16 protein-coding genes are annotated in these 16,949 nt (G+C 59.5%); 13 read left to right on the plus strand and 3 right to left on the minus strand.

Translation table 11 applies throughout. The features are described from left to right. Positions 1-5: 5 nt before the first annotated feature. The 8 genes from A8C75_RS10645 to A8C75_RS10680 all read left to right on the plus strand — a co-directional run bounded on the left by A8C75_RS10645 (position 6) and on the right by A8C75_RS10680 (position 9,649). Positions 6-707, plus strand: coding sequence for an endonuclease (locus tag A8C75_RS10645; RefSeq protein WP_067381818.1), 702 nt, complete (start codon positions 6-8; stop codon positions 705-707). Positions 708-774: 67 nt separating this feature from the next. Beyond that, positions 775-1,746, plus strand: a complete 972-nt coding sequence (locus A8C75_RS10650) for a hypothetical protein (RefSeq protein WP_067381822.1) — start codon at positions 775-777, stop codon at positions 1,744-1,746. A gap of 388 nt (positions 1,747-2,134) precedes the next feature. Further along, a complete protein-coding gene (locus tag A8C75_RS10655) occupies positions 2,135-2,617 on the plus strand; it encodes an FKBP-type peptidyl-prolyl cis-trans isomerase (RefSeq protein WP_067381828.1) in 483 nt (160 codons plus the stop codon). A gap of 239 nt (positions 2,618-2,856) precedes the next feature. Further along, positions 2,857-5,055 carry a putative bifunctional diguanylate cyclase/phosphodiesterase gene (locus tag A8C75_RS10660; RefSeq protein WP_162272099.1) on the plus strand — a complete coding sequence of 733 codons (2,199 nt, stop codon included), beginning with the start codon at positions 2,857-2,859 and terminating at the stop codon, positions 5,053-5,055. 166 nt (positions 5,056-5,221) lie between these two features. Further along, complete coding sequence (locus tag A8C75_RS10665) at positions 5,222-5,515, plus strand: DUF6482 family protein (RefSeq protein WP_067381830.1); 294 nt, start codon at positions 5,222-5,224, stop codon at positions 5,513-5,515. A 191-nt stretch (positions 5,516-5,706) separates the two neighbouring features. Continuing rightward, positions 5,707-6,666 (plus strand): AAA family ATPase, encoded by a 960-nt coding sequence (locus A8C75_RS10670; RefSeq protein WP_067381833.1) that lies wholly within the window; start codon positions 5,707-5,709, stop codon positions 6,664-6,666. 47 nt (positions 6,667-6,713) lie between these two features. Next, positions 6,714-7,682 carry a DUF58 domain-containing protein gene (locus A8C75_RS10675; protein WP_067381835.1) on the plus strand — a complete coding sequence of 323 codons (969 nt, stop codon included), beginning with the start codon at positions 6,714-6,716 and terminating at the stop codon, positions 7,680-7,682. Continuing rightward, on the plus strand, positions 7,679-9,649 hold the full coding sequence (locus A8C75_RS10680; RefSeq protein WP_067381836.1) for a transglutaminase TgpA family protein: 1,971 nt from the start codon (positions 7,679-7,681) through the stop codon (positions 9,647-9,649). The genes A8C75_RS10675 and A8C75_RS10680 overlap by 4 nt, the downstream gene beginning before the upstream one ends. A gap of 30 nt (positions 9,650-9,679) precedes the next feature. Here the strand turns inward: A8C75_RS10680 and A8C75_RS10685 are convergent, their stop codons facing one another. After that, on the minus strand, positions 9,680-10,270 hold the full coding sequence (locus A8C75_RS10685; protein WP_067387191.1) for a uracil-DNA glycosylase family protein: 591 nt from the start codon (positions 10,268-10,270) through the stop codon (positions 9,680-9,682). A 79-nt stretch (positions 10,271-10,349) separates the two neighbouring features. Here A8C75_RS10685 and A8C75_RS10690 point away from each other — a divergent pair, with 79 nt between their 5' ends. Beyond that, entirely contained in the window at positions 10,350-11,060 is a 711-nt protein-coding gene (locus A8C75_RS10690) for a M48 family metallopeptidase (protein WP_067381838.1), read from the plus strand. Between the two features lie 147 nt (positions 11,061-11,207). On the opposite strand, the gene A8C75_RS10695 is transcribed toward A8C75_RS10690, so the two are convergent. After that, positions 11,208-12,128, minus strand: coding sequence for a LysR family transcriptional regulator (locus A8C75_RS10695; RefSeq protein WP_067381842.1), 921 nt, complete (start codon positions 12,126-12,128; stop codon positions 11,208-11,210). A 139-nt stretch (positions 12,129-12,267) separates the two neighbouring features. On the opposite strand from A8C75_RS10695, the gene A8C75_RS10700 reads away from it, so the two are divergent. Both A8C75_RS10700 and A8C75_RS10705 read left to right on the plus strand, forming a co-directional pair. Continuing rightward, a complete protein-coding gene (locus A8C75_RS10700) occupies positions 12,268-12,876 on the plus strand; it encodes a pyridoxamine 5'-phosphate oxidase family protein (protein ID WP_067381845.1) in 609 nt (202 codons plus the stop codon). Between the two features lie 68 nt (positions 12,877-12,944). Continuing rightward, a complete protein-coding gene (locus A8C75_RS10705) occupies positions 12,945-13,421 on the plus strand; it encodes a nuclear transport factor 2 family protein (RefSeq protein ID WP_067381848.1) in 477 nt (158 codons plus the stop codon). Positions 13,422-13,536: 115 nt separating this feature from the next. Here A8C75_RS10705 and A8C75_RS10710 read toward each other — a convergent pair whose 3' ends face one another. After that, positions 13,537-13,986, minus strand: a complete 450-nt coding sequence (locus A8C75_RS10710; protein ID WP_067381851.1) for a hypothetical protein — start codon at positions 13,984-13,986, stop codon at positions 13,537-13,539. Between the two features lie 349 nt (positions 13,987-14,335). Between A8C75_RS10710 and A8C75_RS10715 the strand changes: the two genes are divergently transcribed. Then, entirely contained in the window at positions 14,336-15,487 is a 1,152-nt protein-coding gene (locus A8C75_RS10715; protein WP_067381855.1) for a porin, read from the plus strand. Positions 15,488-15,767: 280 nt separating this feature from the next. Continuing rightward, a complete protein-coding gene (nosP, locus tag A8C75_RS10720) occupies positions 15,768-16,931 on the plus strand; it encodes a nitric oxide-sensing protein NosP (RefSeq protein WP_067381858.1) in 1,164 nt (387 codons plus the stop codon). Positions 16,932-16,949: the final 18 nt, after the last annotated feature.

The following is a 16,949-nucleotide window of genomic DNA, read 5'->3' on the forward strand; positions in this document are numbered from 1 at the left end:
ACTCCATGCGTATGTTGTGGGTGGCACTGCTGTTGCCACTGTATGCGTTTGCCGATCAGCCGGCGTCCTTCAGTGCAGCCAAGCGGGAACTGGTCGCCATTTATGCAGACAATCCGACGTCGTTTTATTGTGGCTGTCGCTACGGAGCGCACGGCAAACGTCTGGAGCCGGATCTGGCCAGCTGTGGTTACCAGGCGCGCAAAAACGCCAACCGTGCCGGTCGAATCGAGTGGGAACATGTGATGCCGGCCTGGGTGTTCGGGCATCAGCGCCAGTGCTGGCAGCAGGGTGGACGCCGGGCCTGCAGTAAAGATCCGGACTTCAAGCTCATGGAGGCCGACATGAATAACCTGGTGCCGGCCATCGGCGAGGTGAACGGAGATCGCTCCAACTATGCTTACGGCATGATTTCCGGCGAGCCGCGTGCCTATGGCGCCTGCGATGTTGAGGTGGATTTCAAGGGGCGCACCCTGGAGCCCAGCGACGCGATCCGGGGCGATATTGCCCGCATCTATTTTTACATGCGCGATCGCTACCAGTTGCGTTTGAGCCAAAGTGAAACGCGCCTGCTTGAAGTCTGGAACCGTGCCGACCCCGTGGATAGCTGGGAGCTTGAGCGCAACAAACGCATTCGCGCGGTGCAGGGGTTCGGCAACCCCCATGTGGAGACGGCCGAGACCCTGCTGGTCAAGAGTCGCCTGCCCTAGGCAGCGGCCTTGAGCAAGAGCAGGGCTGCCCGCGAGTCATGCAGATTATAGAAAGAGGACCCAAACCATGCTTCATATAACCAATGGCGACATGGCGAATCAGTGGCTGCAAAGTGCAGGTATCGGTGATGAGTATCTGGCCTGGAGCGATGTATTGCATGAAGGCCCGGTGCCGGGCGGGCTGACGCTGGACGAGTTGTCCCGGGTGCGTGCCGCCTTTATCGCCAACTGTGGCTGGGCGACCGACTTTGAAGCCCAGACCCATTTTCAGGCGCGGGACGCCCTGTTTCGCCGCGGCGCGCGTGCAGGCGGTATTGTCATATGGAATTCGTTCGAACTCTATGATCAGTTGCACCTGCTGCAATTGCTCAACTGGTATCACGAGGAGGGCCAGGGGCTTGCCTGGCCGGAACTGGTGCTGGTGGAGGATTACCTTGGTCAGACGGAACCTGAGCGGGCGGCAGTACTCTATGCCACCCGGCAGCGAGTAAGCGAGGCGCAGATGACGCTGGCGGTGGATGCCTGGCAGGCGTTTTGCAGCGCCAATCCGCGCACCCTGGCGAACCTGCTGCGCCAGGATCTGTCGGCGCTACCCTTCCTGGCTGCAGCAGTTGAGCGTTTGTTGCAGGAGTATCCGGGCCCCTGGGGTATTAATCGCACCGAAAAGCAGCTGCTTGAGGCTGTGAGTGCTGGTGTTGAGGATGCTGCGGGGTTGTTCCGGGCTGTGCGTGCGGCAGAGGAGGTGGCCTTTATGGGGGATGCCAGCTTCTGGCGGGTGCTGGAGGGGTTGCTGCGCGCGCCGGCTGCGCTGCTGCGCTCTGAGGGGGGGCATTTTGTACGCCCTGCGCTTGCTGGTTGCGATGAGGCGTTTCTGGCACTGCGCTTCTCGCTTACGCCCAGGGGGCAGCAGGTGCTGGCTGGAGCACAGGACTGGCTGTCGGAGCAGGCAATTGATCGCTGGATCGGCGGTGTTCATTTTGGCGGCAGTGGCATCTGGCGCTGGGATGCCGATGCCGGGGCGCTAAAACGGGGTCTCTAATCGCTGTTTGAGCGCCGGTTAACGACTTGCGCAAGGAGGCTGTCCGAGAATGCTGGCCGTCGCGAGAGCCAGCTGATTTGAGCGGGTTTTTGCGGTGTTTTAAGGCGAATAGTGGTTCTATTTAACGCAAGACAGCACAAAAAACAGTCAAGTTCAGATGGTTCGCAGTAGGTTGAGTATTGTCGGACAGCCTCCGAGGGGTGACAGTCGCGGATTGGCACGTTAGGATGCGCGTGGAATGCTTGGTGGCGTTGTCTGCGGGTGGCTCACACAGGTTTTCAACTACTTAAATGTATGCTGTTTCAGTGCCAGGTTCTAAATGTCCTAACCGGGCGGAAAATCCGATGGTGATCTGAGTCAGTTGTGACGACAGAACGGAGTAATACCAGTGCAGATAGCTGAAAATACCATAGTGCAGATCCACTACACCCTGAAAAATGCCGCCGGCGATGTGGTTGATACCTCCGCAGGGCAGGAACCACTGGCCTATTTGCACGGCGGTGGCAACATCGTTGAAGGTCTTGAGTCTGCCCTGGTCGGTAAAGCCGTTGGCGACAAGCTCGATGTGACTGTAGAGCCAGAGCGTGGCTATGGCGAGCGTCGTGAAGACCTGGTGCAGGATGTTGAACGCAGCAACTTTGTTGGCGTTGAGGACATTGAAGTCGGCATGCAGTTTCTGGCGCAGACCCCCTGGGGTGAGCAGCCGGTAACCGTTATTGCGGTCGCCGATGACAGCGTGCAGCTGGACGGCAACCATCCACTGGCCGGCGAAACCCTGAACTTCTCGGTTGAAGTTGTTGATGTGCGCCAGGCCAGCGAAGAAGAGCTGCAGCACGGCCACGCCCACGGCGAGGGTGGTCACCACCACTAAGCGGATGCGGGTTGCCGGCGACGGCGACTCACCGCTTCAACAACCGGGCCCAGGCCCGGTTGTTTGCGTAATCAAGCGTCGAAAAGAGTCGGCGCTCCACTTTAGTCATGTTATGGATAACACCCCAATTCGTTGAACTTTCCCGGTGCTCGGCAACCTTGCAGAAAGACTCTGTAGCGCCGATGCAGCAATCCGGGTGAAGTCAGTTCTGCGACTGTCGATGCATGGATGTATCGTCGGTGAGCGCAACGGGAGACTGGGTGCTGCGTAAAACCTCTGTTTTTTCTGCCTGTGTCTTTGTAGCCACACTGTTGCTGGGCTTTTACTGGAACCAGCTCAACCAGACGCTACAGCAACGCGACCAGGCGTCCCTTGTCCGTGACCTGATCAATACACAGGTCAGTTCCGTCGAGCGTTTGCTCAACCTTTCCCTGCTGTCGACCGAGCTGCTGGCCCATGAGGTGCGGCGCAGTCAGGGCGAACCGCCGGATTTTGCCGCCCGGGCGGCCGAAATTCTGCGTGATTTCCCCTCGGTGTCCAGTCTGCAGCTCGCCCCTGGTGGCATTAACCTGCAAATTTTCCCCTTTGCCGGCAATGAAGCGGCGCTGGGGCTGAATATTTTCGAGCATGGCTCTACGGCGATCGCTACCGCGCGGGCGCGGGATGAGCATCGGATGACCATCAATGGCCCGCTCACTCTGGTGCAGGGTGGCAGTGCGGTGATCGGGCGTAATCCTGTGTATCTGCTCGACGCCAGTGGCAAGGAGCACTTTTGGGGCTTTGTGTCAGCGGTGATTGATATAGACCGCCTGCTGTCGGTCACGGATCTGCAAAAGCTGGCAACCCGTGGCTTCCAGTATGAGCTGGTGAGGCCGGCAGACGCTGGTCTGCCGGAGCGTGTGGTTTTCAGCAGTGGGGAGGCGCTGAACGGCGACAATGTGCAGACACTGGACGTACGGGTGCCGAATGATCGCTGGCAGTTGCGCATGAGTCATGGTCTGGCTGCGCAGGGGCTGGTCGTCGGCTTTGGCCACTTCCTTAGCCTGTTCGCGGCGCTTACTCTGGCCTGGCTGGTGCACTATGTCTTGCGAGAGCCCTACCGGCTGCGGGCGCTGGTGGATTCGCGCACGCGGGAGCTGCATGAGCTGGCCTACCATGATTATCTGACAGGGCTCGTCAACCGGCGTCTGCTGAACGAGCAACTGGGCCAGGTGCTGCGTGAGCAGTCCTACGCGGGTGGTCAGGTCGCGCTCTTGTACCTGGACCTGGATGACTTCAAACGCATCAACGATTCCATGGGGCATGAGGTCGGGGATCAGCTGCTGGTGGAAGTCGCCAATCGGTTGCGCGGCCAGGTGCGAGGCAACGATATTGTCGCCAGGCTCGGGGGCGACGAGTTTGCTGTTGTGCTGCTGAACAGCGGTGGCCAGCATGATTTGCTGCGCCTGGCCGAGAAGATCGTGCTGGCACTGAGTCGTCCGGTGCGGCTGAACAGCCGGGATCTGGTGATTAGCACCTCGATGGGCATCACCCTTGCGCCCCATGATGGTGACTCGGCCAGCCAGTTGCTGCGCAATGCAGATCTGGCACTCTATGCCTCCAAGCGTCGCGGCAAGAACTGTATAGAGTTTTTTAATATCGATATGCAGCGCGAGGCTTTACGCCTGATGCTGCTGGAGGAAGACCTGCGTCATGCGCTGGCGCACCGGCAGCTGGCACTGGCGTTTCAGCCCATCGTCAATCTCGAGCACAACCGGGTGGCGGCCTTTGAGGCGCTGGTGCGCTGGCACCATCCCGAACAGGGCCTGCTGATGCCGGGTCACTTTATTCCTGCCGCCGAGCAGTCGGGTCTGATTGTGCCGCTGGGTTACTGGGTACTGCGCTCGGTTTGCCAGGGGCTGGTGGCACGTATAGAGGCGCAACGTGATGTGGTGCCGGTGGCGCTCAATATCAGCCCGCAGCAGTTTCGCGACAAGCACTTCATGATCGAAGTGCAGGCGATCCTGGACGAGACCGGGGTGCCGCCTGAACTGCTGGAGTTCGAGATCACCGAAAGCACGCTGATGGACAATCTGGCTGCCACCATCGACATTCTCAATGCCCTCAAGGTGCTGGGCATACGCATTTCGATTGACGACTTCGGTACCGGCTATTCATCCCTGGCGTTACTCAAACAGCTGCCCGTAGACACGCTGAAGATCGACCGCTGTTTTGTAAAGGATATTGGCGAGGACGAAGAAGACCGCCAGATCATTCAGGCGGTGATTGCCATGTCGGCTCAGCTTCACCTTGAAGTGATCGCCGAAGGTGTTGAAACCCAGGCGCAGAGTGATCTGCTCTATGCGTTTGGCTGTCGCCGGGTGCAGGGATACTTCTACGGCAAGCCGGTGATTGGGGCCATACCCGATACCCAGCCATTGCCACAGCCTGTCCTCTAGCCGGTGCCATAAAGCTTCTATACTGCAGGTGCAACCGTTGGGGTGCTCTGTTCGCCTTTAGGTTAAAGGCGGGCTTCAAAGGTGGGCTGCAGTCAGGTGACTGCACTGAACCTGTGGGGCTGGTGCCTCTAAGCTGTTGCCAGAGTGCAATCTGTGGAGGGCGCACATGCAAATTTCCGAGTTCAAGGCGCTAGTTTCAAGCCATAAGCTGAAAGCGGTCAATTTTATCGAATCCGGCTGTGGCCCCATGGTGGTTGAAGTGGAATACGAGGGTGGCAAGGACCTGATCAAGAACAGCGATGGCGCCGTTTTCACCTGTCTCAACGTCACCCAGGCCTACGATCTGTGTCATCGCGCCGGGGTGCATGAAGCCAACCTGGTGCAAGTCACGCCCCATGACGAAACCTGCGCCGGTGTTGTGATGGATTATCATCGTGATTCGATACCGCTTAAATTCTGAACCTGGAGTCCAGCATGGCGCGGGCCCGACACCTGCCGGTTGACTTAACGGCAGGTGTTTTGCTGTGTGGTGGCCCTAATGTGCAGGCGACAGTTTTAATGAGATGATGGCACGCTTGGCAGGGAAGGGTTAGCAGTCAGTCAATAGCATTCAGGGGTCCGTACACGGAGTCCGTCATCGAGGTAGGGCCAATGCAGGTATCGACTGCGATTAACAAACAGAGTGTCGCCCTGCGGGACAAGGTCGAGCGTGCGATCAGCAGCGTAGGTACCCTGGTACTGGGTAAGCCAAGCCAGATCCGCATGGCGCTGGCCTGTCTGTTCTCCCAGGGCCATTTGCTGATTGAAGACTTGCCGGGCATGGGTAAAACGACCCTGGCCCACGGTCTTGCCCAGGTTCTGGGATTGAGTTTTCAGCGCGTTCAGTTCACCAGCGACATGCTGCCGGCGGATATCGTCGGTGTGTCGATTTTTGATCAGAGTACCTCGGCATTCCGTTTTCATCCTGGCCCTGTATTTACCCAGATGCTGCTGGCCGATGAAATCAACCGCACCACGCCCAAGACCCAAAGTGCGCTGCTCGAAGCCATGGAGGAACGCCAGGTCACGCTGGATGGTCAGAGTCACCCGCTGCCAGAACCCTTCTTTGTGATTGCGACGCAGAATCCGAACACCCAGTTTGGCACCTTCCCGCTGCCAGAATCCCAGCTTGATCGCTTTTTGATGAGAATCGAGCTGGGCTATCCGGACCCGGAAGCCGAGCGCAAGCTGCTCGCTGAAGGCCATAGCCGGCACAGGCGTGCGCCCCTGGCGGTCTGTATTGATCAGGATGACCTGGAGGCTATTCGCGCCGAGTGTCAGGCGGTGCGGGTGTCCAGCAGCCTGATCGACTACCTGCAGCGGCTGGTGCAGTACACCCGCGAATCGCCCCAGTTTGCCTATGGTGTATCGCCGCGGGGCAGCCTGGCGCTGCTGCAGTGCGCCCGCACCTGGGCCTATATGCACGGGCGCGATTATGTCGTGCCCGAAGATCTGCAAAGCCTGCTGGAGCCGGTGGTGGGGCATCGCTTGCGCGTGGCCGAACAGGTGGGCGGTCACGGCAGTGAGGTCCTGATCCGGCAGATGCTGGAGCAGGTCGATGTGGTTGGCTAGGCACGCAGGTATGCAGCCATGGACGTGGCGAAGATTGCAGCCTTCCCATGACTGAACGCTGGAGCCGCAGGCTGGGCGCACGGGCGCGACGCTGGGCACTGCGGCGCCATGCGCCTGCCAGGAGCCTGACCCTGACGCAAAAGCGCATCTTTATTTTCCCGACCCGGGCCGGTCTGTGGTTCCTGTTTGCCGCCCTGGTGATACTGCTGCTGGGGATCAACTACGAAAACAACCTGGTGTATGCGGTCAGTTTTGTGCTGCTGTCGCTCTTTGTCGTGTCCATTTTGCATACCTACAGCAACCTTGCGGGCCTGACGATTACCGCGCTCTCGGCCAGACCTTGCCTGGTGGGGGAAAGTGCCGAGTTTGAACTGCTGCTGCGGGCCGGGCGACGGCGCAACTATGAAGCGCTGCAGCTTTGCTGGGTGGATCAGGCACCGGTGAGCTGTGATCTTATCGATGACAGTGAAAGGCGTGTGCGGCTCTATGCCCAGGCCGTTGAGCGAGGCTGGTGGCGCCCGGGGGCCCTGCTGATTGAAACCTTCTATCCGCTGGGCCTGCTGCGTGCCTGGACCTGGCTCGAAACCGATCTGCAGGCCCTGGCCTACCCGCGCCCGCAGGAAGGTGGTCTCCTGCCGCAGGGGCTTGGCAGCGGTGAGCGCGGCTCTGTGGCCAGCGGGCGCGGCAGCGAGGACTTCGCCGGCCTTGAAACCTACCAGCAGGGCATGTCCCCGCGCCATATTGCCTGGAAGCAGCTGGCCGCGGGTCAGGGGCTGCACGCCAAGCAGTTCGTGGATCACGCCGATGAGCAGCTCTGGCTTGACTGGTCATTCTGGCCGGAACTGGATACCGAACAGCGCCTGTCACGGCTGTGCTACTGGACACTCAAACTCGCACGTCAGCGGGTTCAGTACGGTCTGCGCCTGCCCGGGGTCGAAATCTCGCCAGGGCGCGGTGGTCGGCACCGCCATCAGGTGTTGCGGGCACTGGCGCTGCATGGGCGGGCGTCACAATGAAGGCGGTATATCAGCTCACGCGTCCGGCCTTGTTGTGGCAGTTGCTGATGGTCGTCGCGGTGCTGCTGCCCCACAGTCTGCGCCTGCCCTGGTGGTTGCCGCTGATGACCTTCGGTGCTTTGGGCTGGCGCCTGTGGGTGCATCTGGGGCGCACCTCCTTTCCGCACTGGAGCGTCAAATTCATGATGGCGGTGACCGCTGGCATCGGTGTGATCATGTCCATCGGCCGGGGCAACGGGCCGGAGCTTGCCGTGGCGCTGCTGTTCGCAGGTTTCTCCCTCAAATTGCTTGAAATCTACAAACGCCGCGATGCGCTGGTATTGATTTATGTGGCCTATTTTCTCGCCGCCACCGAGCTGCTTTTCGGTCAGAGTCTGTTGCATGCGCTCTATGTCGCCCTGGTGCTGGTGCTGATAACGGCGGCGCTCAATTCCGTGTACCAGAGTGAGCGCCATCCCGACTTCTGGCGGCCCCTGCGGGCATCGGTGCGGCTGGTGCTGCCGGCATTGCCGCTCATGGTGGTGCTCTTTGTGCTGGTGCCGCGCATAGGCCCGATCTGGTATGCGCCCCTGGCGCAGACTGAGGCCCGCACCGGGCTGTCGGATACGCTGTCGCCGGGGGACGTGAGCCGGTTGACCGGCTCCAGCGACGTTGCGTTTCGCGTGCAGTTTGACAGTGGCCGGCCGCCACCAGCGTCCAGTCGATACTGGCGTGGTCTGACCTATGATCGTTTCGATGGACGGCGCTGGGAGGCGGAAGCGGACCGCAGCCTGTTCAGGTCGCCAGACTCTGAGTCCGGCACTTTGCTGCGGTATAACATCACCCAGGAGCCCAGCGGTCAGCCCTGGGTCTATGCGCTGGATTATCCGGTAGCGGCCCCCTGGCCATTGCGCATGCAGGCCAATCAGACGTTAAGGGCGCCGGCCAAGATCCGCCAGCGGGTGGATTTTGCTCTGGCATCACGCCTTGCCAGTGACCGCTTTCAACCGCTGACAGCGGCGCAGCGCGAACGCTATCTGGCGCTGCCGGAGCAGGGTAACGGCCGGGCCCGGGCGCTGGCCTTGTCCTGGCGGGCGGAGGATGGCTCAACCGAAGGTCTTGTGGCGCGGGCGCTGGCGCTCTATGGGCGGGAGTTTAGCTACACTCTGACACCGGAGCGTCTGGGTGATGACAGTGTTGATGACTTTCTGTTTGAGACCAAAGAAGGCTTTTGTGGCCACTTTGCCAGCAGCCTGACCTTTTTGCTGCGCGCCGCGGGCGTGCCGACCCGTATCGTCGGGGGCTATCTGGGGGGCGAGTGGAACCCCTATGAATCCTATCTGGTGGTACGCCAGTTCGAAGCCCATGCCTGGACCGAGGTCTGGCACCAGGGGCGTGGCTGGGTGCGGATCGACCCAACGGCCGCCGTGGCGCCTGAACGTATCGAGCAGAGTGCCGAGCAACTGCTGTCCAGTCAGCCGGGCTTTCTGGCCGATACGCCGCTATCGCCGGTACGTTTTGGTCACATCGGCTGGATCAATGCGCTGCGCATGCGGACCGATGCGCTGAACTTCGTCTGGCATCGCTGGGTACTCAGTTATCAGCTGCGCCAGAATGACCTGCTGCAAAAGCTGCTCGGCGAAGTCACCCTGTGGAAACTGGCGCTGGGGCTGCTGATTCCCTTCAGTCTGGTGCTGGGCTGGGTTGCGCTCGGCCTGTTGCGCCAGCGCAGACCCAAAACGAAAGATCCGGTGGATGCGGCCTTGCTGCGCCTGAGTGGCCGCTTCGAGAGTCGTGGCCTTGGGCGCAAACCCGGTGAACCTGTGGGCCGCTATGCCCAGCGTATCGCGCTGGAGCGGCCTGATCTGGCGCCAATTATAGGTACTGTGGCGCGCCTGTATGAGCAATTGCGTTACGCCGAAGGTAGCGACGCCCAGTTACACAGAGCCTATCTGGCGGCTGTGCGCGCCTGTGTGCGTCAGTTGTGACGATGCCCATTTAAAACGCGTCAGACGCGCCTAGAGCAGCGCCTGCTGTACCCGCAGACGCAGTTCCGGCACCAGCTCTTCATCAAACCAGGGGTTGGCTTTGAACCAGCGCTGGTTGCGCGGCGAGGGGTGGGGCAGCGGCAGGCAGCCCGCTGGCAGTTCGCGCCAGTGCAAGACGGTTTCAGTGAGCGAAGCATAGTTGCCGGTAACGTAGCGGCGTTGAGCATAGTGCCCGATCAGCAGCGTCAGGCGAATAGTCGGCATGGATTCAAGCAGGCGCGGATGCCACAAGGGTGCACATTCCTTGCGCGGCGGCTTGTCGCCACTGGCGGATGAACCCGGAAAGCAAAACCCCATGGGCATGATGGCAAGACAGCCGGTATCGTAAAACTGTTCCCGCGTCAGTCCGAGCCAGCCACGCAGTCGATCGCCGCTGGCATCATCAAAGGGACGACCCTGGGCCGTGGTTCTGGCACCAGGCGCCTGTCCGATGATCAGTATCCTGGCGTTGCTTGCCGCCTGCAGGATAGGGCGGGCGGCTTCCGGCAGCCCCGTGCAGTGTCGGCACTGGCGGACTTCCTCCACCAGGGCCTCACAATTTAACGCAGGTATCGGTTCCACAATCCATTCTTCCGTATAATGGCCGCCGGCCACAATTGGTAGGCCGTTAAATTAGATTACAGAGTAGCTGCACAGCCCCATGACCGACCGTCGCAACCAGGCACCGCACCCGTTTGACTATAAGGTGGTGCGCAGCAAGCGCAAGAGTGCCGCCATACAGATTAACGCCGATGCGGTGCTGGTGCGCGTGCCCGAGTGGGTCAGTGCGCAGTGGGTCGACGACTTTGTGCAAAGCCGCCGGCAATGGGTGCTCAGTCACTTGGACCGTCAACAGGTGCAGCAGGAGGCCCACGGCATCTATATAGTCGAAGGCGGGCTGATTCCCTGGCGGGGCCAGGATTACCGGTTGCGCTGGCAGTCGGGGGCTGCGTCCAGGGTGATGATCGACGGTGATGAGTTGCAGGTCACCTTGTCACGCCGTATTCGCAGGCCCGCGGCAGAGGCCGTGAGCATGCTGCTGCAGCAGTGGTGTATGCAGCAGGCTGAGCAGCAGCTGGGCCCGCGTCTGCTGGAGCTTGGCCGACAGACGGGGCTCAAGCCTCTGGGGGTGTCGATTCGCGGGTTTCGCCGTCGCTGGGGCAGTTGTGACAGCCGCGGCCGGATATCCCTGAACTGGAGACTGATCATGGCTCGCCCCGAGGCTGCGGATTACGTGCTTATCCACGAGCTGTGCCATCTGCGCCATTTTGATCACTCACCGCGGTTCTGGCGCCTGGTGGAACACCATTGCCCGGAGTACAGGGCACTGCAGGCGTATTTTCAACAACGCGGTTGCTGGCTGCTGTGGTGATCAGACCTTAACGGTATCGCTCTGATACGTTCCTTTATGTCTCTTATTTATACCGTTATCTTATGCTTCACCATTCACCATTCACCATTCACCATTCACCATTCACCATTCACCATTCACCATTCACCATTCACCATTCACCATTCACTATTCACCTGGTACCTGATTAAGCGCAGGGTTCGCTCTTAGCCGTTGTGCCAGCAGATCAACCAGCGCGCGGACCTTGGCGCTGGCGTAGCGGCCTTCGCGATGCACTATATGAATGGGCCGCGGTGCCGGTTCAAAATCGCTCAGCAGTACCTCAAGTGCGCCGCTGCTGATATGCTCGGCGACCTGGTAGGACAGCACCCGGGTAATTCCCAATCCCCGAATGGCCGCCTCAATGGCGGCATCGTTGGTGGTGACACTGAGGCGCGGTCGAACAGCGATGCTTTGAGGCCCGGTTTTGGTGTTAAAACGCCAGTCCCCAAGGGCGGCGCTACTGCCGGCGCTTGAGGCGATAATGCTGTGGCCCTCAAGCGCCTGCAGCGTCTCGGGTCTGCCGTGTTGTTGCCGATAGGCCGGGGACGCGCAGAGCATCAGGCGAACGGAGCCGACACGCAGTGCGCGCATGCTGGAATCAGGCAGCTCGCCGATGCACACCCCCACATCCACACCTTCTTCCAGCATATTGACGATGCGATCCAGAAACAGGCTCGACATGCGGGTTTCAGGAAAGGTTTCCAGGTATTCGATCAGTGTTGGCAGCACGAAGATGCGCCCGAACAGCGCCGGCGCCGTCACGGTCAGATGGCCGCGGGGCTGAGCATTAATGCCGGCGGCTGCATCCGCCGCCGCCTCGACATCACTCAGAATACGCCTGGCATCTTCCAGGTAGCGCAGACCCGCCTCCGTAGGGCGCACAATGCGTGTGGTGCGCTGCAATAGCTGGATCCCGAGATTGTCCTCCAGCGCTGCAACGGCGCGGGTGACGGCGGGCGGAGAAATGCCCAGCTTGCGGGCGGCGGCGGCGAAGCCCTGCTGTTCGGCGACGGCGACAAATACGCTCATGAGGTGGAACTTATCCATAACTGTTCCTCTGGCTAGAATAATGAATTGTGTTTTCTGAGAATTATTCTGGCAAGTGATATTTGTGATCATGGCTTTTCACCGGCACAACAAGGCAAGGCCGATCCAGTTGCAGGCTCTGACAGTCAGGAGGTACAGAATGGGACACCGATTCGCCGAGTTAGCCTTTACCGCCTCAGTGCGCGATGCGCAGCAGGTCATGGGCAGTCGAGCCAGCTATGCCAGGATGGAACAGGGCGAAGAGCATCATCATCGGCTGGGCCCGCGGGAAACGGATTTTATTGCAGCAAGAGACAGCTTTTACATGGCCAGTGTCGGAGAAACCGGCTGGCCCTATGTGCAGCACCGTGGCGGGCCCGCGGGTTTTGTTCGGGTGCTCGATGATTGCCATATCGGCTTTGCCGACTTCAAGGGCAACCGGCAATACATCAGTGCCGGCAACTTTCGCACCGACGACCGCGTGGCACTGATCATGATGGATTACCCTAACAAGGCCCGTCTCAAGCTGCTGGGGCGGGTGCGCGAGCTGGATGCGGAAACTGAGGCTCTGGCCGCACTGACAGTACCAGATTACAGGGCGAGCGTTGAGCGGGGGTTTATAGTGAAAATTGAAGCCTTTGACTGGAACTGCCCGCAGCACCTTGTACAGCGCTATACCCAGCAGGAAATTGAACAGCAACTGCAGCCGTTGCGCGATGAGAACCGGCGTTTACGGGCTCAGCTCGCGGCCTGTGAACTGAGCCAGTAATCGATAGTGCACTCAGAGATCACATCAAGCACATCCACCCGAGAACCGACCCAAGAAGGGGATCAAAGATGACAAACGAGCAACCCAGACCTCCGCTACCGCCTTTTAACCGCGATTCGGCGATGCAAAAAATCCGCCTGGCGGAAGACGCCTGGAACAGCCAGGACCCCGAAAAGGTGTCCCTGGCCTATACGCCGGATAGCCGCTGGCGCAACCGCTCTGAATATGTCACCGGGCGGGAACAGATCCGGGATCTGTTAACGCGCAAATGGCAGCGTGAGCATGAGTATCGGCTGATCAAGGAACTCTGGGCCTTTACCGACAACCGTATCGCCGTGCGTTTTGTGTATGAGTGGCAGGATGACAACGGCGCCTGGTTCCGTGCCTGTGGCAATGAGAACTGGCTGTTCGACGATAAGGGTCTGATGGCACAGCGCCATGCCAGCATCAACGATGTGCCCATCACCGAGGCCGAGCGCAAATTTCGCTGGCCCCAGGGGAGGCGCCCCGACGATCATCCGGGCCTGACCGAACTTGGCCTCTAGCGGCTCTTCCAGAACAAAACGGCGCCTGAAAGCCGTGATGGCTTTCAGGCGCCGTCTTGTCCGTTGTTTTGCAATGCAGGCATAGGGCTAGGTAAGCCGAGTGTCAGGCTGCAACTTAACGGCGTACACTGCGAAAGTCGCCATCGACCCAGGTGATGGCTTCATAGCAACCCTGGGCTGACTGGGTGCCGCACTGAGAGCCGTGCAGGGATAGCAGCAACATGCGGTCATTGTCCCAGTCGATGATTTGCCACTGGCGCACATGGCGCTCAAGCATCTGGTTGTTGACGATAACCTTGAGACCGCAACCGGTGGCATCGCAGTACTGGGTGGCAGACGAGGTGCAGCTGTAGGTACTTTCGTCGACAATCTCGTCCTCAATGCCATCGCGGTTGAGGTCAATCACCCGGATAGTGCCGGGCTGATAACCGAGCTGTCCCCCCTGATTGGCAGCACAGCTTTGCCGGGCGTCCCGGATCAGCTGGTCCGACAGTTCCGATGCCTGTGGCGCTGCACCGAACAGCACCGCAGCGGTGCTGATCAGCAGTACAAAGATTCTTTTCATCGCTCTACTCCCTCTGAAGTCGGCGGCTCTGTAGTCGTTCCCGCCTTTGATACCTTCCACAGAATAGTCGAAACCGCGGCGTCACAGCGATATGGATTGCAGTTGCCATTGCTGCGGGCGCGTAAAAAAGCGCGACTTATGGCGGGGGCCGGGGTGGGGTAGCAAGTCCCCGGGCGGGGCGGGGGTGAGGCGTAGCACGCTCTTGCCTCCCCTGGATACGACGTTAGACCGGGCTCCAGCTATAAGTGCCAAAGCACTGTTTTTTATAGCCAAACAGACTGTGTTTTGCTGGATAACGGGTGCGGATAATGGCTCCAGCCTTCAACCGAACCCACACCAGGGAAACCTAATGGAAAATAAAAATCGACTTGTGAAACTGTTGCCAGCCGCGGTGGCGCTGCTGGTCTCGGGGCAGACTCTGGCCGGCATTACCCTCTATGACACCGAGGGCACGACCTTCAGTACCGATGGCCTGATCAATGTCTTCTATACCCAGAGCAGCGTCGAGGGTGGCCCTGTGGGTGACCGGGACCAGGCCCGGGTGCGCATGGGCTTTCTGCCCAACTGGATCGGCTTCAATATGACCAAGCAGGCGGGCGATCTTAAGCTCGGTGCCCGTTCTTCGTTCTGGGTGACGCTGAACGACACCGATTTAAACCGCGGCGCTGATGGCCTCGGCACACGCAGCGGCATAGACGTGCGTCAGTTTTACGGTACTGTGGATGGCGACTTTGGCCAGGTGTTGATCGGCAAGGACTTCGGCCTTTTCAGTCGTACCAATATTCTGTCCGATGAACTGCTGCTCGGCCACGGTCAGGTGTCCGATACCCTGGGGCTGGTGGATGGCGGCAATGTGTCCTTCGGCAATATCGGCAGCGGTTATGTCTATCCCTTCCCGGTGGCGCAGATTAGCTATCGCTCGCCGGTAACCAATGGGCTGCAGTTTGCAGGCGGTATCATGGACCCGAGCAAAACTGACGATGCGTCGTCCGAAGAGATGCCGCGGTTTGAAACCGAACTGACCTATCAGCGAGATTTTGATGGCGGTTCCTTCAAGACCTGGGTGGGTGGTCTGTATCAGAGCTCCGCTTCTGGCAGCGACAATGTTGACTCCCGTGGTGTCTCGGGCGGCGTGAACGTCAAGTTTGGTGGCCTGTCGCTTACGGCCTCCGCCGTGGATGGTCAGGGGCTGGGTACTGTGGCCGGATTGAGCAATTTGGTGACGTCCGAGAACAACGATGTGCAGGGTTATCTGACCCAAGCTTCTTACACACTGGGTGCAAACCGCTTTGTTTTGTCCTATGGTGAAAACGAAAGCAGCAATGATCCGCTGCTGATGGGCGCGGATGCCGAGTACAGCAACACTGCCGTCGCCGTATTTCACGATCTAAATGAAAATCTCAAGCTGGTGGCAGAATTGAATCGTACCGAAGTCGCCGTGGGTGGTTCTGACTTCGAGGATACCGACACCATCGCAGTCGGTGCAGTACTGACCTGGTAATACGAACAGGTCGCGGTGACGCGGTTGTAAATACTGGTTACCCCCTTCTCCAGTATCTGCAACCGCGTTTTTATGTGCGCTTTTATCTGCTACTAAAGTACTGTTTCGCCGCCGACGCTGCCTTGGTCTGAATGCTTAATGGACGTTTAATGTTTTATTAATCAGTAATTTAAATGGATATTCGCAGGCTGATCCTAAGTAGTATTTAAGCTGTGCCCCGGCACCGCCTACAATAGAACCTGCCCTTTTTCTGACGCTGATACTCCCGGGGAGGCTAGCGTTGACCCTCGAAGACCTCCAGCCAGCTGCAACGACGGCGGTGAGCTACAGCACCGACCCTGCCACGGCATCGCGTGAATTGCGCGATTCACTGCACAATCCTCATTTGGGATTTGTGCTTTTTTTCTGCTCCGCCGAATACGACCTTGAAGCCCTGGGTGCTGCACTGCAGACCGAGTTCGCAGGCGTCGGCCTGGCTGGCTGCACCACGGCGGGTGAAATTACCCCCCAGGGTTACGGTCAGGGCTGCGTAACGGCCATTGGTTTTGATGCCCGCGGCTTTGCCATCGAAGGTCAGCTGGTGAAGCAGATCGGGCGCTTTTCCCTGACTGACGCCCAGGCCGTGGTGGAAGGCCTGACGGCGGGCTGTCGTGCCCGTAACCTGGCGCCCATCAAGCGCAATACTTTTGCCCTCACGTTGCTCGACGGCCTGTCGAGTCAGGAGGAGCTGTTCCTGGTGGCGCTTAACTCTGCCCTGGGCAGTATTCCCAATTTTGGTGGCTCGGCCGGCGATGACATTCATCTGGCCAATACTCATGTGTTCTTTGAGGGGCGTTTTCATACCGATGCCGCCGTGGTGTTGCTGTTCAATACCCGTTGCGATTTCGAGGTGTTTTCCAGTCACCATATCGAGCACCCCGGTGAGAAAATGGTGGTGACGGGCGCCGATCCGGACAGCCGTACCGTGACTGAGCTCAATGCCGAGCCCGCGGCGCTGGAGTATGCCAGGGTGCTGGGGGTCGAGGTGGCGGAGCTCGATTATCGGGCCTTTGCGCTCAACCCGGTGGCGGTGCGTATCGGTGACGATTACTACGTGCGCTCCATTCAGCGGGTCAATCCGGACCTGAGCATGACCTTCTACTGCGCCGTGGAGAAGGGCATCGTACTGACGGCCATGCGCCCGGGCGCCATGCTGGAAAACCTTGATGCCGAGTTTGCACGTATTGAACAGGCCATAGGTACTCCGCGGCTGGTGATTGGCTGCGACTGTTTTCTGCGCCGCCTTGAGGCCGAGTACACCGGGCTTGATGGGGTCACATCCGATTACCTGCAGGCGCACCGCGTTATTGGCTTCAACACCTATGGCGAGCAGTTCAACGGCATGCACCTGAACCAGACATTCACCGGTGTGGCGATTGGAGGTTACCGTCATGACCGGCGCTGATAGGGCGCTGCGAGCTCG

Source organism: Marinobacterium aestuarii (assembly GCF_001651805.1).
GTDB lineage: Bacteria > Pseudomonadota > Gammaproteobacteria > Pseudomonadales > Balneatricaceae > Marinobacterium_A > Marinobacterium_A aestuarii.

Excerpts from the sequence above, each read along its gene's own strand:
- A8C75_RS10695 (WP_067381842.1), bottom strand. The coding sequence starts at position 12,128 with ATGGATAAGTTCCACCTCATGAGCGTATTTGTCGCCGTCGCCGAACAG.
- A8C75_RS10700 (WP_067381845.1), top strand. The coding sequence starts at position 12,268 with ATGGGACACCGATTCGCCGAGTTAGCCTTTACCGCCTCAGTGCGCGAT.
- A8C75_RS10690 (WP_067381838.1), top strand. The coding sequence starts at position 10,350 with ATGACCGACCGTCGCAACCAGGCACCGCACCCGTTTGACTATAAGGTG.
- A8C75_RS10670 (WP_067381833.1), top strand. The coding sequence starts at position 5,707 with ATGCAGGTATCGACTGCGATTAACAAACAGAGTGTCGCCCTGCGGGAC.
- A8C75_RS10680 (WP_067381836.1), top strand. The coding sequence starts at position 7,679 with ATGAAGGCGGTATATCAGCTCACGCGTCCGGCCTTGTTGTGGCAGTTG.
- A8C75_RS10665 (WP_067381830.1), top strand. The coding sequence starts at position 5,222 with ATGCAAATTTCCGAGTTCAAGGCGCTAGTTTCAAGCCATAAGCTGAAA.
- A8C75_RS10715 (WP_067381855.1), top strand. The coding sequence starts at position 14,336 with ATGGAAAATAAAAATCGACTTGTGAAACTGTTGCCAGCCGCGGTGGCG.
- A8C75_RS10645 (WP_067381818.1), top strand. The coding sequence starts at position 6 with ATGCGTATGTTGTGGGTGGCACTGCTGTTGCCACTGTATGCGTTTGCC.
- A8C75_RS10675 (WP_067381835.1), top strand. The coding sequence starts at position 6,714 with ATGACTGAACGCTGGAGCCGCAGGCTGGGCGCACGGGCGCGACGCTGG.
- A8C75_RS10710 (WP_067381851.1), bottom strand. The coding sequence starts at position 13,986 with ATGAAAAGAATCTTTGTACTGCTGATCAGCACCGCTGCGGTGCTGTTC.
- A8C75_RS10705 (WP_067381848.1), top strand. The coding sequence starts at position 12,945 with ATGACAAACGAGCAACCCAGACCTCCGCTACCGCCTTTTAACCGCGAT.
- A8C75_RS10650 (WP_067381822.1), top strand. The coding sequence starts at position 775 with ATGCTTCATATAACCAATGGCGACATGGCGAATCAGTGGCTGCAAAGT.